The 23526-nt window shown below is 61.2% G+C and carries 21 protein-coding genes and 1 pseudogene; 15 read left to right on the top strand and 7 right to left on the bottom strand.

The features are described from left to right. Positions 1 to 18: 18 nt before the first annotated feature. The 7 genes and pseudogenes from O3X23_RS44175 to O3X23_RS14730 form a co-directional block, all read right to left on the bottom strand. Positions 19 to 216, bottom strand: a pseudogene (locus O3X23_RS44175) (CHC2 zinc finger domain-containing protein); the annotation flags it as partial. 372 nt (positions 217 to 588) lie between these two features. Beyond that, positions 589 to 1440 (bottom strand): DnaB-like helicase C-terminal domain-containing protein, encoded by an 852-nt coding sequence (locus O3X23_RS14755; RefSeq protein WP_269271813.1) that lies wholly within the window; start codon positions 1438 to 1440, stop codon positions 589 to 591. A 47-nt stretch (positions 1441 to 1487) separates the two neighbouring features. Beyond that, positions 1488 to 2015: a hypothetical protein gene (locus O3X23_RS14750; protein WP_269271812.1), complete on the bottom strand. Its 528-nt coding sequence runs from the start codon at positions 2013 to 2015 to the stop codon at positions 1488 to 1490. Positions 2016 to 2038: 23 nt separating this feature from the next. Next, positions 2039 to 2257 carry a hypothetical protein gene (locus tag O3X23_RS14745; protein ID WP_269271811.1) on the bottom strand — a complete coding sequence of 73 codons (219 nt, stop codon included), beginning with the start codon at positions 2255 to 2257 and terminating at the stop codon, positions 2039 to 2041. Positions 2258 to 2260: 3 nt separating this feature from the next. Next, entirely contained in the window at positions 2261 to 3145 is an 885-nt protein-coding gene (locus O3X23_RS14740) for a PD-(D/E)XK nuclease family protein (protein WP_269271810.1), read from the bottom strand. Beyond that, positions 3042 to 3347 (bottom strand): hypothetical protein, encoded by a 306-nt coding sequence (locus O3X23_RS14735; protein ID WP_269271915.1) that lies wholly within the window; start codon positions 3345 to 3347, stop codon positions 3042 to 3044. Before O3X23_RS14735 ends, O3X23_RS14740 begins: the two co-directional genes overlap by 104 nt. A 99-nt stretch (positions 3348 to 3446) precedes the next feature. Further along, positions 3447 to 3905, bottom strand: a complete 459-nt coding sequence (locus tag O3X23_RS14730; protein WP_269271809.1) for a hypothetical protein — start codon at positions 3903 to 3905, stop codon at positions 3447 to 3449. Between the two features lie 1573 nt (positions 3906 to 5478). Between O3X23_RS14730 and O3X23_RS44170 the strand changes: the two genes are divergently transcribed. The 15 genes from O3X23_RS44170 to O3X23_RS14660 all read left to right on the top strand — a co-directional run bounded on the left by O3X23_RS44170 (position 5479) and on the right by O3X23_RS14660 (position 23513). Further along, positions 5479 to 5832 carry an HNH endonuclease gene (locus tag O3X23_RS44170; protein WP_443047854.1) on the top strand — a complete coding sequence of 118 codons (354 nt, stop codon included), beginning with the start codon at positions 5479 to 5481 and terminating at the stop codon, positions 5830 to 5832. Between the two features lie 208 nt (positions 5833 to 6040). Then, positions 6041 to 6433: a phage terminase small subunit gene (locus tag O3X23_RS14725; protein ID WP_443047853.1), complete on the top strand. Its 393-nt coding sequence runs from the start codon at positions 6041 to 6043 to the stop codon at positions 6431 to 6433. Positions 6434 to 6452: 19 nt separating this feature from the next. Beyond that, complete coding sequence (locus tag O3X23_RS14720) at positions 6453 to 8021, top strand: hypothetical protein (RefSeq protein WP_269271807.1); 1569 nt, start codon at positions 6453 to 6455, stop codon at positions 8019 to 8021. Continuing rightward, positions 8008 to 9456, top strand: a complete 1449-nt coding sequence (locus tag O3X23_RS14715) for a phage portal protein (RefSeq protein ID WP_269271806.1) — start codon at positions 8008 to 8010, stop codon at positions 9454 to 9456. Before O3X23_RS14720 ends, O3X23_RS14715 begins: the two co-directional genes overlap by 14 nt. 70 nt (positions 9457 to 9526) lie before the next feature. Continuing rightward, on the top strand, positions 9527 to 10123 hold the full coding sequence (locus O3X23_RS14710) for a hypothetical protein (protein ID WP_269271805.1): 597 nt from the start codon (positions 9527 to 9529) through the stop codon (positions 10121 to 10123). A 16-nt stretch (positions 10124 to 10139) separates the two neighbouring features. Continuing rightward, a complete protein-coding gene (locus O3X23_RS14705; protein WP_269271804.1) occupies positions 10140 to 11132 on the top strand; it encodes a phage major capsid protein in 993 nt (330 codons plus the stop codon). 123 nt (positions 11133 to 11255) lie between these two features. Beyond that, complete coding sequence (locus tag O3X23_RS14700) at positions 11256 to 11840, top strand: phage gp6-like head-tail connector protein (protein WP_269271803.1); 585 nt, start codon at positions 11256 to 11258, stop codon at positions 11838 to 11840. 306 nt (positions 11841 to 12146) lie between these two features. Next, the gene (locus O3X23_RS14695; RefSeq protein ID WP_269271802.1) at positions 12147 to 12506 is read left to right on the top strand and encodes a hypothetical protein; all 360 of its coding nucleotides are present in this window, start codon (positions 12147 to 12149) and stop codon (positions 12504 to 12506) included. Beyond that, positions 12496 to 12888: a hypothetical protein gene (locus tag O3X23_RS14690; RefSeq protein WP_269271801.1), complete on the top strand. Its 393-nt coding sequence runs from the start codon at positions 12496 to 12498 to the stop codon at positions 12886 to 12888. Before O3X23_RS14695 ends, O3X23_RS14690 begins: the two co-directional genes overlap by 11 nt. Before the next feature lie 77 nt (positions 12889 to 12965). Next, the gene (locus O3X23_RS14685) at positions 12966 to 13643 is read left to right on the top strand and encodes a phage tail tube protein (protein WP_269271800.1); all 678 of its coding nucleotides are present in this window, start codon (positions 12966 to 12968) and stop codon (positions 13641 to 13643) included. A gap of 85 nt (positions 13644 to 13728) precedes the next feature. Continuing rightward, complete coding sequence (locus O3X23_RS14680; RefSeq protein ID WP_269271799.1) at positions 13729 to 14028, top strand: hypothetical protein; 300 nt, start codon at positions 13729 to 13731, stop codon at positions 14026 to 14028. Positions 14029 to 14192: 164 nt separating this feature from the next. Continuing rightward, positions 14193 to 14432, top strand: a complete 240-nt coding sequence (locus O3X23_RS14675) for a hypothetical protein (RefSeq protein ID WP_269271798.1) — start codon at positions 14193 to 14195, stop codon at positions 14430 to 14432. A gap of 10 nt (positions 14433 to 14442) precedes the next feature. Beyond that, on the top strand, positions 14443 to 21183 hold the full coding sequence (locus O3X23_RS14670) for a CHAP domain-containing protein (RefSeq protein ID WP_269271797.1): 6741 nt from the start codon (positions 14443 to 14445) through the stop codon (positions 21181 to 21183). Positions 21184 to 21260: 77 nt separating this feature from the next. Next, entirely contained in the window at positions 21261 to 22499 is a 1239-nt protein-coding gene (locus O3X23_RS14665) for a siphovirus ReqiPepy6 Gp37-like family protein (RefSeq protein WP_269271796.1), read from the top strand. A gap of 3 nt (positions 22500 to 22502) precedes the next feature. Continuing rightward, entirely contained in the window at positions 22503 to 23513 is a 1011-nt protein-coding gene (locus O3X23_RS14660; protein ID WP_269271795.1) for a phage tail domain-containing protein, read from the top strand. Positions 23514 to 23526 lie beyond the last annotated feature (13 nt).

Genomic DNA, 23526 nt, shown 5'->3' with positions numbered 1-23526 from the left:
CTCTTCCATGATGACGCCCCAGCTATCGAAACTGAAGTCACATCCGTGACAGTAGATAACGCCCTCGTCAATGTTGATTGAGGCGCTGGCGTTGCTGTCCTCGTGCGACGGGCATTTGCAGGACTGCCACGATCCACTGCCTCTTCGCGGGGTCTGCCAGTCGGGGAAGTAGTGCCGGATGACATCGATGATGGGCGGCTTGACTTGCGGGATCACGCTTTCGGTCCGTAGTAGGCTGTCAGTAGCCTCTCGGCGAATGACCCAGGGAATACCCAAGCTGCGTTGCTGGTCGAGGCTTCATGCCTCTTGTAGACGACACAGGTTTCGTCGCCGGTTTCGTTGTTGTTGGCTTGCTCTATCGCATCGTCTAGATGCTTCCAAAGTTGTACGCGATCCACAGCTTTGCATTGACAGGTGAGTGGGATAGCTCCGATGTCGCCGCGGTCTCTGCTTCCGTAGATAGCTCCGTTGCGCTTGGCGTCTGGGTGTCCAAGTCGCTTCCAGGTAGTGACGACTGCGTTCTCCCAGTTCCGCCCTCTCGCCTTCACGGCAGCACCGTTGGGTTTCGCCAGTTTGCGGGGTTTCGGGTTAGCCATTGATCCGCATCCTCTCTGGTATCCAGCCGAGTTCGGCGAATGTGAAACCGCTAGCGTCGGCCCTTCCCCCTCGGTTCTTCACGTTGGATACGCGAAGGCTGTAGCCCTCGTACTCTGTACCGCCGCGATGCATCGTCAGGATCACTTCTGGTACTCGTCCGACTTGCCCCTTGATTCCCGACAGCGGGATAGGGCTCATACCGTCGTTGTAGATGCCGGTGACATGGTGCAGAAGGATCACAGCGGTACCGGTCTGACGTGCTAGATCGTGGAAGAAAGCGCAGAGCTCATCGAGGCCGGCGTGACCTTCCCCCATCTCAGGGGCGTCCACATTGGTCACGTTGTCGATGATCGTGATGGCCGGATATCCGTAGACCATGGCGTAGGCCCTGAGCGATTCTTCAATCTCGTCGATGCTCGGTGATGCGTCGAAGTTCCATCGGATGTTGCCGTAGGTCTCCAGTGCAGAGTCAATCGTCGTTGTCTGCTTGTTGTGAATGGCAGCTTCGACGTCGTTGGTTGTCCAGCCGGTGACATGCGCTGCCGCGCGAACATACTGAGTGAATGCGTCGCTGTCGGCGCTGAAGTACATCGTTGGCACGCCGCTCTTCAGCGCCAGGTTCAGCGCGAATGCACTCTTTCCGGTTCCTGGTCCAGCGGCGATCAGATGAAGTTGGCCCTGGCGGAACGTCACGCCAATGGCGTCGAGTGCCTTGAAGACCGTGGGAATTGGTTCACCCGAGTTGCCTCGCGTATGCAGCGCCTGGGTGAGTGTGAGTATGAGTCGTGGCCCTCCCGGGGCTGGCTGCCGCGTACCGCATGCGGCTTGGCAGCCAGCCCCCACTAGATGTGTACACGCTTAAGTAATTCGCCAAAAAAATAGGTCGGGAACTACCAGGGTGCGGCGCCAGCCGACTCCTGGGGGCCGCCCCACAGGTTGGCGTCCGGCTGCGGCGGGGTCGGGGGCTGCCTGGGCCCCTGGGCCTGCGTGACAGGCGATGTGACCTGAACGGCCTTGGACGGCTTGGTGTACTCAGCGACGTACACCTTGGGCGGGGCCATCCCGTGGCTAGCCTGGCCGAGCCTGGCGAACGTCAACTTGAGGAAACTCCCCGGCTGCGGAGTGGCGGACATTTCACCAGCCCGCTTCATGGCATCCCCGATCGCTGTCCGCATTCGCCATCCGCTGATGTAGAGGGATCGGCCGCCGTCATCACCCTCACCCTTGTCTTGATCCGTTGCCATGATCACCCTCACCTGCATCACGGGGTTGCCCTTGGAATCGAGCTTCGGGGTGTCCTTGTTGAATTCGAGGACAGGGAACGGCTCTGAGACCTCCTCAATGTAGCCGGACACAGAATCACCGGGGTTGGTAAACTTCACGTACGTGGATGGCGCCGAGGGGGCGAAGAATGTCAACTAGAGTCCTTTGCTCGCATTGCTTAGTTACTGGTTGTGTGAACGACGGTTGCACCGAGCTCACTCAGGTTGAAGGCGACTTGCGCCTGGCTGAACAGATCCGCATAGCGCGAAGCCGCGTGGACGAAGGCCGAAACATTGGGCCCGACCGTCAGCGGAGTGTCACCCGCGAATGTGATCTCCAGGTTCGGCGCCGGGCGGAAGGTCACGGAGAAGCCCGCGTAGTCATGGGTGGTGGTCACTGTCTAGTTTCCCTTCGCCTTGCAAAACTTCTGCACTCCACAGACGGTGCAATGATCACCAGGGTTCGCAAGGTAGACGCCGTTCCGCTCGGCCGCGTCCATCGCTGCGTACTGCTGCTCTAGCCAGTGTTGATCGATGGTGGTGAGGTCGATCGGGTCCGTGGGGCCTCCGGCCCGAGGTGATCGCCCCTTCCGAGCGCAGGTGAAGAAGTCACCCCAGATGACATCGATCCGGTAGGTCTCCCAGATCGCCCGCCGGTACAAAGCGAGTTGGAGGGCCGACGACTGCTTCTTGGTACCGGTCTTCACGTCACGGACAGAGAGCCCGTAGGCGGTGGATACGATTTGGTCGATGAAGCCGCGGACGGGCACAGTGCCGACCATGATGTCGAACTGCAACTCGATGGCGAGTCGGCCATCCGGTGTCGTCCAGATGGTGTCGGTGCTGGTCTCCGTGTAGGAGACGTAGTCGGCGACCTGGTGCTCACCGAGGTCGTATCTGTCGGCGAGATCCTTGGTGCCACTCTTGAAGCCGCCTGTGCGCCACTTGCTTACGTCGGGTTGGACGGCGAGGCCGGCCGCCATGTCGGCGTCCCACTTCTCCCGATAGCGGGCGATGGTCTGGCTAGTGGAAAGCGTTCGGCCGGAAAGCTCGTAGCACTCGACAGCGTAGTGAACCGCGCTGCCTTGCACGAACCATCCGGCCGGATCAGACGGTTTCCTGTCTACCCTCTCCAGTTTGTACGCTTCGCCGCATTGAGAGTAACTGTTGTATTGGCTGTGGCTACGACGCTTTGGCGCGGTAGTAGATATCGGCAAACCTATTCCCTCCACCCTCTGGCGTGTACTCGTATCCCCGCACAGGTGTCGTGCCCAGAAAACTGACATCCTCAGGGATCGCCGCGAAGTGCTTTACGTGCTGTCTGCCGTCTGTTTCTGCGCAGTGGTAGTGGATGAAGTACTCCCCCTGGTCGTTCGTACTAAAGAGCATGACCATGCCGGAGATTGCCGTCATCCCCCCGAGGATGCGCTTCACTATAGGCTTCGCGTTGAGAATGGCCCCATAGTTAGCTGCAACCGTTGCGATCATATGCACTTTATCCCTATGGCTTTCGGTCGAGGGCCTTCAGATACAAAAAAGAGGTGAGCGCCGTCGATAAGCGCCCACCTCTACGCTACTCCGTTCGATCTACTCATTTGCTCCCATACGGTACAGGTCGACCGTCTCCGGAGCAAGATCGTTACCGCTGGGCAGGAATGCCACGGAATCACCGTGCTCGGGTGTACGAGGGACGTACACCCAGCCTGCTTCTTGGCTGTAGTTGAGGGTCTGGCTCTCCAGGCTGTCAAGCCATTTATCATGCTCGGATACCTCGGCCGCCGACAACGTATGATTTTCCAGCTTCGACCTCAAGTGAAGGCGAAGGCTACGGGCAGGGCGCGGGTTCCTCCAATGTTCAGGCAGCACCTGCCAGGGCAAGATGGCCTTATAGTCGATCTTCTTCTCCTTGAAGGGCGCCAGCTTCATACTCACGGCAGCTTCACTCACTCCGTAGGCGTCCGCGATTTCCTTTTGATTCCTGTACTCACCTTTTGCTAGCAGGGTAAACAGCTCGCTTCCCGTGGGAAGGGTATCGGGGCGGGCCATTGGGGGGTCTCTCTTTCTGTGGGTTCGACTGGACTCGTGATATTTCCCCTGCCCTCACCAGAGAAAATCATCCCCCCGTTTCGCTGCCTGCGTCGCCATGTTTCTGGCTACCGGCTTACAGATCCCAGAGAGGCGCAGCCCGCACATGGTGAGGCCCCCCACCCCATGTGACATGATCCTTGTGCCCGGTAGGGGACTAGCCCCATTCGGCGACTTCACTTCGCCGAACCACGACCGCAGAACGGGACGAAGTACGAGAAGCTGCGGGAAGCCGGGTACTCTCCGTTCTTCACCGTCTGCAATTTGTTGAATCGGTGATCTTGCAATCACGACAGCTCTGCGATTGGTCGAGATGTCGACCCGACTTCGCTGATTGCACGATTGTTCAGCATGGAAGTTTCTGAGCTGACCACGCTCCACTGAATCCTAGTGTGATGGATGCGGCCCTGGTCGGGATGCAGTGCCGGCCTACTTGAAGAGAACGCGCGATCGTCCATGCGTGTGCCCCGCCTCTTCTCTCGGTATTTGAGCTTCTCTCGGTCTTTGCTGCTCATGCGCCGATCCTCGGTGTACATGGCTGAGAATATGGCGGAGCCGCCCTGGGAGCGAGTCCACGGAGTCTCTGCCAGATTCTCAGAGTCGTTCACTAAGTTGTGGTCGATCGATGTCGTGTTGGTAGATCGTTGGGCGAACGGCGGGCGACCTCCAGGGCTCAAACCTGAATACCCGTCTCTCGGGGACCCCCACCTCATGCCCATCCAGCCAGCCCACGGTTCTTCGCCTGGGTGCCGCGCCAGTCCTCCCCGCTTCCTCTCCCCCATGCAGTGGTAGTGCCTGCACTGGCGACCGGCGAACCGGCGGAGAGAGGCCGTGTTCAACGGCGAAAAATCTGGGTCGGGCACCTTGCGGAGGCCGCTGTGGGACTGGTGGATACGTCGATGCTTCTCGACGTTTGATCAGGTAGTGCCTCCCGCGCTCTCGGGGTGGCCTGAGACATGCTGTGCCGTTGTCAACCCTGGATCACTCCCGGGGTCACAGCCGTACCGATCATCCGGGCTCGTGACCCAGTTGCCAGTACGTGCACACCATGCCCCGGAGTCGGCGGCTGGTGTGTGGTGACATGCAGAACATTACTTAAGTGTGTACGCACGGTCAAGCCCGCCGAGATGTGACGGCGATCACAGCCGCATCACCGTCTCGCTTTCGAGGCGTGACACCGCTATAGGTATGAGAGAACAACACACGCACACGTTCCTCCCTATAAGGAATACAAGAGATAGAAGATTCCTAGGTACATCTACAGCCTTCAAAGGTTAGTAACTCAGATTCTTCCGAACCTTATGTATCTGTTCTGAAATCTGGTCACCACAACAGATTTTCAGCATCACTCCTTCTGAGCGCTACAAAACTGCTCAGGAGTATCAAGCTCCCCGCAGGGTTGAGGCTCCTTTGATAGAGCGCCCCTGCGGGGCTGTTCTTCCCCCGGAAGCAATTTCATCACGTCACCCCAGTGATGACAGTGCAGTCTGATTTCTTCCGGGGGATGACACCCCGAGACTTTTAGTAGGTATGCATGCCTAGAGCAAAACAAACGTGCTTCCGCTCCGGATGTCCCAGGATTGCCATCAAGGCCGGCGCATGCACAGAACATGCGATACGGCGTGTGGATCCTCGTCAGCCCTGGTCGAATACATCGAAGAGAAACCAGGCCCGGCATGCTGGCTGGTCACGACTGAGGCTCCAGATACTCCGCCGGGATAGCTACCACTGCTACCTGTGCGGGAGCCCTAAAGCAAATGAAGTCGACCACATTATCCCCGTCGCCCTCGGTGGTACGGACGACCCGCTAAACCTTGCAGCATGTTGCAAGACCTGCCATAAGGCCAAGAGCGTCCGCGAGTCGCAGTTCGGTAGATCTGCCCTCTGATTTATCTAATTCAAAGGAGTCCCGCATGTCCTGTAGCCGATCCTGTGACGCCTGCCAGTGTCAGCCCGAAGGCCAGGCGCTCGGTGTCTCACCTCTGCGGACACGTGCGGCTGAGCGTCGGTCGTGGCAGCAGGAGGCACGGGAAGAGCTGGAGGACCTGGGGGACCTGTACGGCCTCCCTCACCGCATGATGCGGGGGGTGCGCTAGTTGGCTGGCCGAGGTGCACCACCCAAAGCAAACGCGGTACGGCGGAACCGCCACGAGACGGCAGAGCTGACCGGGACAGGGTCCAGCATCGTGCCTGAGCTCGACCACCCGGAGCGCTTCCTTCCCGAAGTTCAGGAGTGGTGGGAGACATGGCGCCATTCGCCACAGTCCGAGCAATTCCTACCGACTGACGTTCAGCGTCTCAAGACTCTTACTCTCCTCGTACAGCGTATTTACGAGATGGAAGGTGCCGACCTCCGCGCATATGCGGAGCTGCGCCAGCAGGAATCCTTGCTCGGCGGAACCGTGCTCGATCGCCAGCGCCTGCGTATGCGCATGAAGTCGGGCAGTGATTCGGCGGGGGATGACGTGCTGGACGAGCTAATTGGATAAGTAGATACGGGGTGAGGCTGTGCCGCAGACGGGAAATCTCCCGGCGCATGCGCCTGATCTCACCCTCGGGCATCACATCCTGGCTTGGGCGGAGCGCTTTATTGTCCAGCCGGATGGCGAGCGTGCCGGTTCGCCTTGGCGTTTCACCGAAGAGCAAAAGCACTTCATCAAATGGCTGTACGCGCTCAAGCCTGACGGTTCGTGGGTGTACAACGAGGCCACGCTAAGGCGCGCCAAGGGCTTCGGGAAGACGCCGCTACTCGCAGCATTGGCGATCATTGAGTTCATCGGCCCGTGTCGATTTACCGGCGTCGTCAAGTTGGCTAAGGACGGGACGAAGATCCCGGTTGGCAAGCATGTACATCTTCCTCTAGTCCAGCTTGCGGCCACTTCGCTGGATCAGACAGCCCAGACGATGGACATGATCCGCGGCATGCTTTCGGAGTCGCCGGCGGAGCGTGAATACGACCTCGATATCTCGAAGACGATGATCCAGTTCAAGGGGAATCGGCCGGGCAAGATTACGCCTGTCACGTCTTCCACCCGAGGGAACGAAGGGGCGCGGCCGACGTTCGTCGTCTGTGATGAGACGCATCACTGGGTGCACTCCAACTCGGGGCCCATCTTCCACCAGACGCTACAGCGCAACACGAACAAGACTCTGTCGCAGGGTTCCCGGAGTGTGCAGACGACCAACGCTTACGACCCCAACGAAGACTCTGTTGCGCAGAGGACACACGAAGCGGTCCTGAACGGCCATCCCCTGATCCTCTACGACTGTCGCGAGGCCGAGCCGAACATCGACCTCAAGGACCCCGATCGCGTGCGGGCCGGGTTGGTCGAGGCGTACGGAGACTCCTGGTGGGCGCCGGTTGACCAGCTCGTCAGCGTCATCGTCTACAGCGACAACCCCGCGCACGACTACCGGTTCTACCTCAACAACATTGCGGAGAGCGCGGCGGGTTGGATGAGCAAGGCTGAGTGGGATGCCTGCTTCTCAGACGCTGATCCCATCAAGCCGGGCGATCAGATCACGTGCGGGTTCGATGGGAGTCTCTTCGGCGATGCCACTGGGCTGGTGGGTTGCAGACTGCGTGACGGGCGGCTCTTCACCTTGGGTGTATGGGAGAAGCCAGACCACGCCGGCCCCGATTGGGAAGTTGATGTTCTGGCCGTAGAGGCCGTGATTCAACACGCCTTCGCCACCTATGACGTGGTGTGGATGTACGCGGATCCGCCGTACTGGCAGGAAGCGATCGGTCGGTGGTCGCTCGCGTACGGCGACGATCGAGTCTTCGAGTACTGGACTTCCAAGCCCTCCCGGATGGTGCATGCGCTGGAACGATTCCGTACCGCGGTGACCACCGGTGACCTCTCGCATGAGGACCCGGGAACGCTGACTCGCCACGTCCTCAACGCCGTGAGTCGCGAGATACCGCAGGGAGTCCTCATCCGGAAGGACAGTCCAAAATCCAAACGCAAGATCGACCTCGCCGTGTGCGCCGTGCTGGCTTTCGAGGCCCGCGCGGATGCGATAGCGGACGGCCGGCTGACTAAGAAGAGGAGGCGGGTGATTGGCTTCGGATGATTTCCACCTTGGATCCCCGCCGTCCACTCCGGTGGAATGGCTCATATACCTACAGGGTCGCCTGAGTACCCGGCTGGCCCAGATCCGGCGGTACGCGGACTACTACGAGGGCCGTCAGTCCACGATGCCGTTCAGCCAGAGTCTCTACAACACCGCTTTTGGCGATGCCTTCCGCGACTGGTCCGACAACTTCTGCGGCCTGATCGTGGACTCTGTGAACGAACGCCTCGCGGTTGAGGGCTTCCGGATGACATCGGATCCGGACGCAGACCAGGACGCGCAGCAGATTTGGCTGCGGAACGACATGACCGTGCAGTCGAGTGGTGCCCACCTGGATGCCATGCTGCACGGCGAGTCGTACGCGATTGTGTGGGCGGGCGTCGATGGCGAGCCGATCATCTCGTGTGAGTCCGCCGAGCATGTCATCGTGCAGTACCGGGCCGGATCTCGTACGGAGATTGAGGCCGCCGCGAAATTCTATTCGGATGACTGGGGCAGGCAGTACGCAACCCTGTGGACCGATGAATACGTGTACACCTCGTTCGCCCAGGGACTTGGTTGGTTCCCTCCCGTACAAGCAGATAATCCCCTCAAACGCGTTCCCGTCGTACCGATCTCCAATCGGGCCCGCCTGACAGGCCATCCGACCTCTGACCTTGCGTCAGTGATCCCGCTGCAAGACGCGATCAACAAGACCGGAACGGACGCGCTGGTTGCGTCCGAGATGGCGGCCTTCCCGGCACGCTTCGTGACCGGGCTGGAGATCGTCGAGGACGAGGCCGGAAACCCGATTGAACCGTTCCGGATCGCGATCGACAAGGTGCTCCAGGCGGAGGACCCGCAAGCGAAGTTCGGCCAGTTCCAGTCAGCGGACTTGCAGAACTACAGGACGCTGATCGACATGCTGACTCAGCATCTCGCGGCGATCTCCCGCATCCCCTCCTACATGATTGACCCCAGCGGTCAGCCCGCTACTGGAGAGGGTGCCGAGGCTGCGGAGTACGGACTCGTTGCCAAGGCCCGCGAGCGCATCTTGCACTTCGGTCGCGCTTGGGTCGAGGTCATGAGGCTCTGTTTCGCCGTCAAGGGTGACCCTCGTGCCGACGCCTACGGCGCCGAAGTCATCTGGCGCGAGGTCGAGAACCGCAGTGAAGCACAGCACATGGACGCATTGGTCAAGCTCTTCGCGCTCGGCGTGCCGGCTGCGGTTCTCTGGGAGAAAGCCGGGTTCACTCCACAGGAGATCGACCGCTTTCCCGCGCTGCTGGACCTTCAGGAAGCGCTCATACGCGAGTACCCCTCTGCCATCTCCTCCTCTGCTTCCCAGCCCGCGGGAGCTACGAATGATGTCGCCGAAATGGCGGCAACTGCCCCCCAGGGCAACGCGGGCAATGCTGCTCGCAAGCAGGCCGGGGACGACGCCAGTCGGCGATGACCCTTCGATACAACCTCTCCACTGGCCCCCGGAACGGGGGCTGTCTCGTCTCCGAAATGGATGGCCACACATGACTGACACCACCATCACGCCCGCATCCGCGCAGGCTTCTTCCGCCGCAGTGACAGATCCAGCCGGTACCCCGGTTGACGTAGCTCCTGCGCTCGACCCTTCCGCACTTCAGGCAGAGGTCGAGAAGTGGAAGGGCCTCTCTCGCAAGAACGAAGCGAGCTTCAAGGCCGCGTCCAAGGAACTCGACCAGTTTCGGCAGGTCTCGATGTCCGACCAGGAGCGGGCGCTTGAGCAGGCCCGCACCGAGACACGCACGGCTGTCCTGTCGGAGGTCGGTGAGCGCCTGGCGGCGGCCGAGCTACGCGCCCAGGCGGCCAGCGCGGGGGCGACGCTGCCTGACGCGGACTTCCTGAACCTGTCGCGCTTTGTGAGCGAGGACGGCAGCCCGGATCCGGCAGCGGTGAAGGCATTCGTGTCCACGCTGCCGACGGCCAAGAAGGCCCCGGTATACGCGCAGGGCCTTGGGCTCGGTCGACAGGGGTCCAGCACGGCCGGTCAGATTTCACGCTCCGATCTCGCCCGCATGACTACCGCGCAGATCAACACCGCCCGGGATAAGGGCCTGCTCGATGCCGTCATGCGCGGGGAGATCTAACCACTAAGGACTCTATATGGCAGGTTTTTCTAAGGATGCAGGAGCGCGCCTGACCGCAGGCGTAGAGGGCGTATTCACGCCGGAGATCTGGACGTCTCAGCTACTCCAGGATCTCGAACAGCACAGCATTCTCTCGTCCCCGCTCATCACCAACCGCACCTATGAGGGCGAGTTCCGTAAGGGCGGCGACACGATTCGAGTTCCGCACTTCATCGACACCGTGGAAGACAAGGGCGTCGTGAAGGCGTACGGCGAGATCGGCGAAGCCGACCATGCCGAACTCGACTACATCCGGATGACGGTCCAGAAGGGTTCCTCGTTCCATCTGGAGATCGATTCCCTGGATCAGCTCTTCACTCAGGCCGGTATCGACAAGATGACGTCGCTCGTGCGCCAGCGTGGACGCCGCGCGGCTCGGTCCCTGGACATGGTGGTTGCGGACACCATCACGCATGCGATGAACGGCAAGGACGCGAATTCCGCCCCCGCTGGCGCTCTGCCTGCCGCGATGGTGGATCTGCCGAGCAAGGTGGAGAAGCTGGAGCGGAAGCCGACGGATTCCGCCTACGACATGATCCTCGAAGCGATCATGCAGCTCGACTATATCGAAGCCCCAGAGGACCGCTACCTGGTGATTTCCCCGGGTGTCCGCAAGGAGTTCCTGAAGGATCCGATGTTCATCAACGCATCGTTCTACGGGGGCCAGCCGGTTATCCCAACTGGCCACATCGGCCAGATTCTTAACATCCCGATCTATGTCTCGAACCAGCTTGGCACGGTGAAGACGCCGAACAAGCCGATGGTCGAACCCGCTATTGACAACCTGCGCAATATTGACATGCTGCTCGGTGCAACCAATGCGGTGAGTGTCGTGATCCCGCATGCGGAGATGGCAACTTACAAGCCGGAGAAGAAGTTCACGGACGCGATCAAATCGCGCATTCACTACGACGCGAAGATCGTCCGGCCGGAGCAGCTCATCGCCATCGGCCCGAAAAACCCTTCGTAGCCCTCTCCCCGCTGAAGGTCGCTTCTGGTGAGCCGATGCTCTCCGGTAGTGGCTGGGGTGAGGGTGATGCTGTCGAACCGGTGAAGCCGGTACGGCGCCGGGCCAAGAAGGCGGTGAGCCGCCGTGAGCCTGGCAACCGTTGAGGATGTGGCCGTACGGCTGGGCCGACCGGTCACTGATGAGGAAAGACCGCGCATCAGCGCCTTCCTCGATGACGTCTCAGCCCTGGTGACCGATCACTGTGGCGCCGACTTCCAGTTCCATCGAGATGAGCCAGTGCTCTTGGACCTGGTCCCGGATGCGGAGGTGGCGCTCCCCCGGTTCATGCGTCCCGTTCTTGCTGTAACCAGTGTCGTTGCGGCGGATGGCACGCCTGTGATGGGGCGGTGGCTGTATCGCCGTGGGTCGCTGTGGTTTCCAGGCGGCTGGCAGCTGGTTGCCCAGGAGCACGGGCACTACATCACCGTGACGGCCACATACGGGTATCCGGCCGTGCCGCCTGCTGTGGTGGCCATCGTGTGTGCGGAGGTGGCCCGGTGGCTGGCTGTTCAGCCTGGCGTCATGAGTGAACGCGTCGGCGATCTTGAGATCTCCTACGGCCTCTCCGCTCCCTCTCAGGGACTGTCAGCAGGCGCTCAGCAGGCCCTGCGCAAGTACCGCAGAACCGTGACGTCTCGTGAGGTCAGGAGGTCTCATGCGCTTCGATGACCTCCTAGAAATCCACCGTGCACCGGTCGTCGAAGACGGCTATACGCGTCTACGTGACTGGGATAGCGCTCGGCGAATCTGGTCGGGGCCGGCCTCAGTACAGCCCTACCAAAGCACCGAAGATGATGACCCTTCCACCGAGACGGCAGCCGCGGTACGGACTGCATTCCTTCCGGTATCCGCCGAGCCGAAAGCCTCGGACCGTGTCCTCTATCGAGGCGACTGGTACGAGGTACGGGGCATCCCGGCCCGCTGGGATCGCGGGTCTCTCCGTCATGTGGTCGTCCGCATGTGGGAGGTGACGACGTGAGCAAGCCCAACGGCATTGAGATCGAATGGGATCAACGGGCCCTGGTTCGCCTCGAAGGATCAGCGCAAGCGGCGGCGGAGGTCGAGAAGGCCACGCTGCGCATTGCCAGGCGGTACCGGTCGATGCTGGCCCGGGTGAACCGACGCCGCCCGCATGGGAACCAGACCGCAGCTGCGGTCAATGTCAGGACTGCGGTGGTGTGGATCGACGGGAAGCCCATCGGTGGCGTGGTGCCTGATGCCGATGTTCCCGCGGGTGCTTCCCATGCGATGCATTTGGAGTACGGCACGGACAAGACACCTGCGTACCACTTCCTCCGGGAAGCAGTAGCAAGGGAGCGCCGCAGTGTCGAGTGACCCCATCGCAGTACTCCACGCCTACATCGCGACTCTGCCGGATCTGTCGGGCGTCATGGTGTCCGGTACGCGGATCGGTCGTGTCCGGGGGAAGCCCACGGTCGTGCTGGAAGGCACCGGCGGATACCGGGTGGTGCGCCGCCGGATGGACCGTGCGGACGTGACGATCAACGTCTACCACTCGACGCACACCCAGGCCGCCGGCCTGGCATCCACTCTGCGGGATTCCCTGCTCGATGACCTGCCCGGCACGGTCGTCGGCGGCGCCCAGGTCCTCGATGTTGCCGAGGTCTCCATGCCGTTCCCGCTGCCCGACGCCACGTCAGCCGAGTTCCGATACGTCCACGACATTGCGCTCTACCTCACCGAGGCATCCGCCTGACCCAGCCCCATCCCCGCAAGCGGTCACCCAACTGGTGGCCGCTTTTTCCATGCCCCGATCCTTGAGAGAGACTGCCTATGGCTGCTGTTGGCAATGATGCTAAGCAAATTCGATTCGCACCCCATGGTGCCCTCTACGTTCATTTCGGTGCGCTCGCTGTCGATGCTCTGCCACAGGGCGTTGATGACGACCTGAAGACTGCCGGGTTCATCGCGCTGGGCTACTGCTCGGAGGACGGAACCGAAATCACACCGAAGATCGAGACGGACGAGCTGGCCGTCTGGCAGAGTTCCGTTCCGGTCCTGCGCTATGTGAAGTCGGCCGCGTTTCAGGTCAAGTCGACTCTGATGCAGGGCAATGACGTGACCACCCGGCTGTTCTACGGCTCGGAGTGGGTCAAGGTCACGCCGAAGAAGCCGGGTGACCGGGAACAGTACCGGCTGGATATCTCCTCCAATCCGGATCTCGCGGAGGTCTCGCTGGTCGTGGACTGGTCGGACGATGCTGCGAAGTACCGGGCAGTTGTCGGCCGCGCCATGGTGAGTGACCGCGGCTCGATCTCCCTGACCCGCACCAAGAACCAGACCTTCGAACTGACCCTTGACGCACTGGATAGCGACGGCACTCTGGGCTATCTCCTGACCGACGACCCGTCGATTGCTCCGATCACGGCGCTTCCCCTCTTCGCCGACAGCGTGGATGCCGGCACCACGATGCGGAAGTCTCCCGCAGTGTCCGCGCCGCCCGATGCCTGATCTATCTATTTAACTCTGAGCCTTCCGGGGCTGGCTCAAACCGCCCCGGCACTCACCCTTTCCCCCTGTCCTGTGGAGTACAAATATGGCTGTCCCGACCGCTAAGAAGACCCCGACCGCCGCTGCGAAGAAGGCCGAGGCAACCGGCCAGCCGACAGAGGTCGAGTACAAGAACATCACGTTCCTTGTGGAGTCCGCGAAGCGCCTGCCCCTTCCTGTTCTGGAGGCAATCGAGGACGACCGTGGTGAACTGGCGATTATCCGTGCCATCGTCGGCCCGACTCAGTGGGCAAAGTTCTCGACGACCGAGCCGACTATCGAGGATTTCGAGGAGTTCGCCAACCTCATCACCCAGGGTGCCGGGTTCGGTGATTCGGGAAACTGATTCGCACCCTCACCGTACTGAGGGACCACAGCGATGAGCTTGAGGCCGACCTGCTAGAGGTGTACGGGGTCGATCTGCTGGACCTGTGGACAGGTCAACTCTCCCTGAGACGCGTGCATGTACTCATCTCCTCGCTCCTATCCCGGCAAGGGTCTGGGGCACTGGTGACGGCGGTAGATGAGTCGGCGATCTGGTCGCACGAGGCTCATATCCTGGCGCGTATCTCCGATTCGCTGGAGGCCGCTAACTACATGTTCATCCGCGCCAATTCCAGCGGAGACAGTGATATCGATCCGCCCGAGCCCATGTGGCGCCCGGGTGTTGCCGAGAGCGAGCCGACCAAACCTGTCATGGCCTCCGGCGCAGAACTCGCCGCGTGGTTTGGCGAGATGAACTCAATCTAAGGGGGCCTTGATGGCTGAGGATCAGGGCATACCCGTAGCGCGGGCCAAGGTTCCGGTAGTTCCGACGCTCGATCTTTCCGCGACGCGAACGATGCAGGAAGAGACGGTTCGGGCTATCGGACGTACCGCCGATGAGGCGGGCAAGGCATTCGAACGAGGCTTTGTTCCCAAGGTCTCCGCCGCGCTGGAGGAGATGGCCGCCGAGGCCGCCGAGGCCGGTAAGGCGTCCGAGGCCGCTCTCAAAGCCGCTGCCACGCGGGCCGCTCAGGCCCAGGTCAAGGCGATTCAATGGGTCGTCGAGACGGAGGGCCAGGCCACCGCGACCATCGTCCGCCTAGCGTTCCAAGCCGCCGACGAAAAATACAACGCCCTGAAAGGTCTCTCTGCCCGGCATAAGCGCATCCTGTCGACAATGGGCCTGGACGAAGAATCCGCCGTCAAGACGATGGTCAAGGCCAGCCAGCTCGGAGAACTCCGCAAGCAGGAGGCTTTCAAGGCAACGGGCTTTGAGTACAAGGCTGTTCTGCGGCAGAACAACGCGGCGTTGCAGGCGAGTCTGCGTGAGGGTCTGCGTGACTACAAGGCAGCGAAGACCCAGGAAATGCAGGCCGAACGCCAAGTCACCATGGACTACAAGGCAGAACTGACGGAGCGTCTGGCTCAGCTGCGTACCCAGCTCACTGCCGCTACGGCAGCGCAAGAGGCTGCTGCTGTACGGCAGGCCGGCCTACTGACCACGATGGGTACCGGCTTCCGACGGGGCGCCCAGCAGCTCGACCATTTGGGTATTCAGTCGGCGGAGCTGGCAACGCTACTCGGCCGCAATGTCATTGCTCCCCTCGCTATCGCTGGCGGTCTGGCCACGACATTCGGCGTGAAGGCGACCGACAGTTTCGACAAGGCCGCGAACTCGCTCGGAGGACTCGGCGTGTCGATCACGGCAACGAAGGTCATGCTGAACGACCTTCAGGACTTTGCCATCAACTCCTCGTTCAGTCTTGCCGATATGAACGAGTTCGCTCCGCAGTACGTACGTATCCTCACGTCCCACGGGACGAAGCCGGACACTGCCGCCAAGCAGTCCGAACAGCTCATCAAGGCCATCGCGAACAACGCGGCCAAGGGCGGTATCACCGACCCTGAGAAGCTGTCTCGCGCCATGCAGCAGATCGCGTACATCCTGGATACCGACAAGCTGACCCTCCGAAATCTCAAGCCGTTCGAGAACGCTACGAACATGTCCATGCAGCAGATCGCGACCATGCTCGGCTACAAGGACCAAAGCGGTACCAGTGTGGTTCCCTCCAAGGGGCAGCACTATGACAAGAAGTATGTCGAGCAGACCGATAAGGCCCACTACTCCAAGGACACTAAGGGCAATTGGAAGGCGGACGAGAAGGGCGAGTTCATCAAGAACTCGCGCGGCGGCTATACCAAGGACGCCGGTCACTACGAGTGGGTCAAGAACAACGGCGGTAAGTACGTTCAGAACGGCTTCAAGGACGGGAAGCCGAACTACGTAGAAGACAAGGGCACGCCGGGGAAGCGAAAGACCGCCTCCGCTCTCCTCATGGCCGACATGACGGAATCGAAAGCCCCGAGCGGCCGGAAGTTCGTTGAAGAGATCATCAACTCGGGCAAGGGCATTGATGATTCAGCGAAGAGGGCGCAGACCGCTACGATCAGTGGTCGCCTTCAGGGCATGAAGGAAGGGATGCAGCGCGACCTCATGGGCCTGTTTGCCCAGCGCGACAAGAACGGAAAATTTGAGGTCGCCCGCGATCCGGATACCGGCATGCTCACGCACGTCAAGACCGACCTATACATGAATGTCCTCAAGGTTCTCGACGGGCTGAAGGTTCTGTGGGTAGAAGTTCTTCCCGGCATGAAGGTCGCGGCGAAATCGTTTGTTGACGGCCTGAATCGGGTCATCAGCATTGCGACGTCCGCCGTGGCATTCCTCAAGGATCACCCCGCGCTTCAGGGGTTCATGAAGACGCTCATCTCCTTCTCGCTCAAGGCGCTGCCGCTTCTGATTGCTTTCGGTGTGGCTGCGAAGATCTTGGGGAAGGTCGGTTCGATCGCCTCCGGGCTCGGCGGATCAGCCAAGATCCTCGGTAAGGCCGTCGTCGGTACAGCCAAGGGACTGGGCACTGCGGCTCTCGGCCTGTCCCGTAGTGCAAAGCATCTCGGTGCCGGGGTGCTCTCCTCCCGTGGTGGCGGATCCTTCACTGGGGGCTACCGAGCCTCCCGAAACCGCACACGGGCCGCACAGGCCGACGGGTGGGGGTGGAGCAACGATCTCCGCGAAAGCCGTGACAACACACGCAGGCGGATGGGTCAGAGCAGGACGGACACCCTGCGGGGAACCGCCCGTACTGCCATCCAGCGAGGCTCTGGCGGCCGGATCGACTTCGACGAACGCGACAGCCGGTCACGAGCACGAGATGACTACCGGCGTCGGGATCGCGCGCTGCGTCGTTACCGCGACCGGACTCCGCAGACCGCCGATAATGCGCGGGATCACCTGCGTACTGAGCGCGATCTCCGTGAGAACCGTGCTCGGTATGACCAGACTCGACAGAGCAGCCGGCAGCGGTCGCGAGAGCAGTACCGCTCCGGCCGGGATGCCGTGGATCGCTCACATGACCGCGGGGACATCTCCCGTTCCGAGCGCGATCAGCTCACCCGCCAACTGCGCGGTACGCATCAGCAAGAGGGCAGGGAGAGGCGACAGCGCAGCCGCAATACGGCCAGCGATCACCTGCCCGCAGTCCCCCGGACTCAGACCGAAGCCTTGAATCTGAACACCAGCGAGGCCGAGAGGGCCATCAAAGCGGTCGAGGACAAGCTCAAGCTGATGGACCTGGAGATCAAGCGCATCAATGAGGTGCGATTGGCCCATCTTCAAGGCGAGTTCGATGGCAGTACACCGTCTGTCTCGTTCTCGGCGGTCAAGGCACGCGAGGCGATTGAGCACATCAAGAACCTTGGTATCGCCGCGTTGAACAGTGCCGATCTCAGCCCGACCCGGAACAACTTGTCCGGCGCGGGCGCGGGATCGGTGGAGAGCTCCGCCATGAAGGCGGAGTCGGCGGTCAAGGCAATCAAGACGCAAGCCCTGGAACCGGTGAACGGATCCTCTCTCGCCCGCGTTCAGGGTGAATTGGGTGGGCCGACTGCGTCGCTGGCATCCTCAGCCGGTGAGGCCGAAGGCAAGATCAAGGGTGCCCGGTCTGCGATAACTAATCTTAATGTGAGTGCGTCCACAGCCAGTGTGCGGAGCCAGTTCGACGGGGCGGAAGGATCTCTCAAGGCTTCGGTACAGGAGACCAAAGCGGCTGTCACTCGCCTGACAACGGCCATCCGTGGACTGAAAGACATCAGCTTCTACACCGTCAATGGCAAATTTACGGGCGCCGATAGCCTGAAGTCCCGAGTCCTTGAAGTGAAGGATGCGGTCGGACTTCCGTCCGGCCGGTCCGGTCTGAACTACGCGCTTAATAAGATCAATAGTGTCAGCTACGGCACCGCTGAGAAGCGCCTCAAGTCACTGGAAGGAAAAGTCAACGACGTCACGAAGGCCGTCGGTCTCCTGGCGGCGGCCCTCAAGTCCGTGGACGATGCGACGGGTGGGGACAGCGATAAGAACGGCGCGGGTGGCGGTAACAAGAAGAGCGGCGGCAAGAAGAAGGCCGCTCGCTCCGCTGCCCCGCTGGTACGCGGCTTCGTGGACCATGGTGTGCATGCCTCCTTCGGTGGCGGATCGATTGGTCCGTCTGCGGGGGCCAGTGCCAGCGGTGGCTCTGCTGCTGCCATGTCTGCAAGTCCCCGTGCAGGCTTCGCCCGCATGTCTGCGCTGGCAGCACCCCGTCTCGGCGCTCCTCGAAGCGGCGGCTCCGGCGGCGGCGGTGGCGGTATCTCCAGCCTCTTCGGCGGCCTGGACGAACTGACCAAGATCCTGGATCTCTCCAGTCTCGTCCGCACGGCGACGACAGCAATTGGTGTCGATAGCGCGACGACGGGACTCGGAGATACCGGGAAGAACGTACGCGCTTGGGTCGGCGATAAGACGCAGTGGGCTGGAAGCAAGTTCTCCGGACTCCCTGACCAACTCACCAACTGGGTGACGCAGAAGTTGCCCCCTTGGCTGACGGAACAGCCTGAGGGCGCCCCGTGGTCGCAACTGGCCGGCCTTGCGATGGGGTTGGTCAACCCTGTCGTCTCCAGCTCCTTTATGGAGAACGTGTATCACGGAGAAGGAAACGTTCTCGGGCGGGCTGGCCGGATGACCACCGACATATTCAGCCTCGATACCATCGGGGAGGTATTCAGCAACCTCGTCGAGCTAGTCAAATCCTTGTGGTCCGGCGCCGAGGAGCTGGTGAAGCTCAACATACAATTCCTCACCAATCCCACGGGCGTTGTCGAGGATCTGAAGGACTGGGCAACCACCACTTTCGGCTCCTTCATCGGAATGTTCCGTGATTCCTGGAAACTGTTCACGTCGTTCCTGTCCAATCCCTCGCAGTACGGAAAGGAAATCATTGGCGATCTGCTTTCCGGGCTGAAGGACGCGCTACCGAACATGAAGGGGCTCTTCGACTTCTCGACGGGCTATGCCAACGGCGGCGTGGTTCCCGGGTACTCTCCCGGCCGCGACAGTGTGCGTACGATGCTGTCGCCCGGTGAGGCTGTGTTGCGACCCGAGGTCGTACGCATGATGGGAACAGGGCAGATCGACGGGCTGAATGCCGCTGCTCGTGGGGGGAACTTTAAGAGTCTCGCCGAGCAGATTGAGGCGATGTGGCGGACCCTGATTCAGCCGAGTTTCGTCAGCATGTCGCAGGAAGTTACGACGGATCTGTCTCCGACCACCGAGGCATTCAAGGTGGCATCGGTTGGTGCCTGGTCGACGATCGGCACGGCGGTACAGACTGCGTGGCAGTCGTCCGCGCAGCCGTCCATGACGGCCTGGTCGACTCAGGTACGCGGCGATCTCACGCAGTCGGAACGAGCTTTCCTTGCGTCGCATCAGCTGGTGTGGTCGCAGGCTGCACAGCAGGTTGACCGCTCTAAGCAGTCGTCACTTGCCTCGCTTGCCGCGCTTGGTCGTGGTGTCGGAGGTCTCGATGGACAGTTCCGCTCTGCGGGGTCTTCCATCACGGGAACCTGGCGGTCCGCGATGTCGTATGTGGACGCGTCCACTCGATCGACTGTCACGGGGCCGTACAACCGCGGTGCCGTGTCAATGACGGCATCAATGGCGCGACTCGCAGGTTCTGCAGCGCCTTTGCAGCCGCTTCGGTTCGCGACTGGTGGTGTCGTTCCAGGCTACGCGCCGGAACGGGATACGGTGCCGGCCATCCTCTCTCCGGGTGAGGGAATCCTCCGTCCGGAGGTGGTTCGAGCTTTGGGTGCCGATCAGATCCACACATGGAATCGGACCGCTCGCAGAGGCGGCAACGCCTTCGCTGCTGGTGGGATCGTGCAGCCAATCGGATGGAAGGGGCAGTCAGGAAGCGACTGGGTTACCGCGCACAAGGCCGATCCCTACACCGGGTACGCCGATGCGATCACGCGCGGATGGTCGGAGAACCTCAGCGGTTTCACTGCTGGGCTCCGTGATGCGTTCGGTGTGATGGGCGGGGTAGGCAGCGGCATGTTCGGCTCGTTCAGGTCGAACCTACTCGGCTGGGGCCGGTACCTCGACGAGCATGTCGGCGGTGCTTCGGCTGCGGTGAAGGCCGCACAGCAGGAGCTCGGATACACCGAGTCCGGGCCGAACTCAGTCAAGTACAACCAGTTCAACGGCGAGGAGTGGTGCGCGGACTTCGTGTCATGGGTGGTCGACAAGGCGGGTGCGAACTCCTCGTACTGGAACTCTCCGCAGGGCACGCCGGCCAACCGATGGCCGAGCGTATCCACCTGGAACGCGGAGGCCGCGGGCTCGCGTATCGACGCCTCGCAGGCACGTGCCGGCGATGTAGTCACCTTCCGCAATGGCGGTCATATCGGCATGGTCGAGTCAGCTCTCGGTGGCGTCTTTCACACTATCGAGGGCAACACCGGCCCGTCAGTGCGGCGATTGGTGAGGGCAATGTCTGACCCTGATCATGTATTCCGTCCTCGTGGCGGTGGTGGTCAAGGCGTGAGCTTTGCCGGGTGGCCGGGCGCCTACACACAGGGTGTGGACATCCCGGATGCTGGCGGCCTCGACGGCGGCACGCCGGATCGCAACAAGACTGTCGGCAGGCAGCTGCTGCGCGACCGGGGATGGGGCAGTCAGTTCGGTGCTCTGGATGCCGTGTGGTCACGCGAGTCAGGATGGAACCAGCTCGCCCGTAACCGCGACAGCGGCGCCTACGGCATCCCCCAGTCGCTTCCCGCTAGCAAGATGGCGGCGGCCGGGTCTGACTGGCTCACCAACCCGGTGACTCAGGAGCGGTGGGGCCTGGGCTACATCAAGGAGCGCTACGGCGATCCTGCGCAGGCGTGGGACTTCTGGCAGCGCAACCACTGGTACGCCAAGGGCACGAACAGTGCGTCGCCCGGTCTCGCCCTGGTGGGCGAGCAGGGCCCAGAACTCGTGGCCTTCCGGGGCGGCGAGCGAGTTCACACCGCGCAGGAGACATCCGAGCTCCTGGGTGGCCGTGCCGTGAACGTCACGGTGAACGCGGCGCCGGACGTGCCGACCGAGGAGACCATCCTCCGAGCCATGGACCGTGCGTACATGATGCACGGCCTTTAACGGCGGCACAGTAAGAGAGACAGGGCAGGGAGATCTAACGGACTTCCTGCCCTGTCTCATTATCAGAGGCAGGCCCTTTGGGTGAGTACAAGATTGTGGTCCGGGACCGTGAGCTCATCCCGATAGGACAGATCGACGATTACATTGAATTCACTGCGACTCTCAAGTTCTGCGATACCGGCCAGTGGACGCTAAAGATCCAGGCGGGATTGCCGCATGCCCGGCTTCTCCAGCCGGGGTGCGGGATCATCGTGTACCGTAATGGTGTCGAGAAGCCCATTCTCTCGGGCCCAGTGCAGGGCATTCAGAAATATTGGACCATCGACACGGACAGCGGGCCGGGTGCACTCTTCGTCTCCGGAGCCGATGACAATTACATCATGCAGTCGCACGTCTGCTATCCCGACCCCTCCAATCCTCTCGACAAGCAGTCGACGACTTCCGATACGACTACCGCACTCACCGCATCACATGCGCTGCAATCGGTGATCAGCCGGAATAGCGGCAGCGAGTCCCTGGACAGTCGCAAACCATTCGGGTACCTCACTCCGACCTCCGTCGGAACATGGAAGTACGACGAATACGGGCCGGTCACGCCGTACAGTCTCCGCTTCGACAACCTTCGCGATGCGGTAAAGACCATCGCGGAGGCAGGTGGGATCGGCTGGCGCAACGTCTATGACCCCGAGACAAGGACCATTCGACTCGAAACCTTTCAGGTCCGAGATCGCACCGGGATGATTCGGTTCTCCCCCGACCTTGGGAACTTGAAAGAGTTTGTGTATTCCATGACCGCACCCAAGGTGACGCGCGCTATCGTCGCCGCTCAAGGTGAGGGGAAAGAGCGCTTCATCACGTCGTATATCGACAAGGAAGCGGAAGATTACTGGGGCGTCATCGCAGAGCAATTCGTTGATGCCCGCGATGTTCCGTTGAAGAAGGACAAGACTGGCAAGCCGGTGCTGGTGGGGGAAGTCGAGGCCGGCACGACCGTGCAATCATGCCTGGTGACCATGGGACAGCGAGGCCAGGAGGTCCTTTCCCAGAACCAGTCACAGGGCAATATGCAGGTCTATCCCGTGGATACACCATCCCTCACATTCGGGGTGCACTGGTGGCTCGGTGACAAGGTCACGTGCGTAGTGGACGGCACCGTTCACCAGGACATCGTCCGGCAGGTCACGATCTCCGACTCCGCAGAAGGGTCGTCCATCACGCCGAATGTCGGCAACCAGGGCACCGATGCGCCGACGAATGTGTTCGGCGAGATCAAGGCCCTATGGAGGAAGGTCAACCAACTGAGTTCCAGGATGTGACGCATGCCGATTCCCGCGAAACCAGTGCATGTCCCAGACAGCGGCATTCCCCCCGGCGGCGACTACGTACCGATTCGATGGCCGCGTACCTTCATGACGTGGACGGGTGCCAATCTCGATATCATCCCTCTCACCGGAGATCTCTCCTGCACAGCGGGATCTGCCGGCATCGGGATCCCCTCAGGTCCTGCGGGTCTCGGCATGCCGACATTCGACCTGAAGGCCGATCAGCTTCCCAACATGGACGGTGGCCTCTTCAAATCAGTTCGGGCCACCACACGCGATATCACGATTCCTGTGGTGATTCGCGGAGTCGACCGGATCAGCGCAATCAAGCTTCATAACCGACTGCTCGGCGCACTCAACCCAAATATTGGGCCAGGCTGGATCACAGTATCCGAGGGCGATGGCATCGCCCGTCACATCGAGTGCTACTACCTCTCCGGGGGCGAAGGCTCCGAGACCCGGGATAACGCCGGGTTCACCTGGATCAAGTACGCCCTGGTCTTCCGGGCCATGGACCCATATTGGTACTCCAATGCGGAGCGGCAATACGACTGGACCCTGACCCAAGAATCCTCGACCCCTTTCCTGTCCAGCTCCGCCTATCCATCGTTCTTTCCGATGCGCATCAGTGCCGCATCATTCCAACCCGATGGAACAGTCGAGGTCGTCAACGATTCGTCAGTTGAATCATGGCCGGTCTGGTCGTGCGTGGGACCGGCTACCGGACTCATTCTGGAGAACCGGACCACAGGAAAATCCTTCAAGATGCGCGACGCGTTCACTGTGCCGAGCGAAGACACCATGACCGTGGACACCAATCCCGGAGTAAAGACCGTAACCCTGAAGAGTAGCGGTACCAATCTGTGGCCGGAGATGAAAGCGGATTCCGCTCTGTGGTCGCTGCATCCCGGCAAGAACGTTCTGAAAGTCACCGCGGTCGACGTCAGTATTAACACCCTGATTCGCCTGCACTTCGTACCCCGCTACCTCTCCTACATCGGCGGATAAGCAAGGAGTCTCT

The sequence above is a fragment of the Streptomyces sp. H39-S7 genome (genome assembly GCF_027158205.1).
In the GTDB taxonomy this organism is placed as follows: domain Bacteria; phylum Actinomycetota; class Actinomycetes; order Streptomycetales; family Streptomycetaceae; genus Actinacidiphila.
This window is presented reverse-complemented; position numbering and strand designations above follow the sequence as displayed.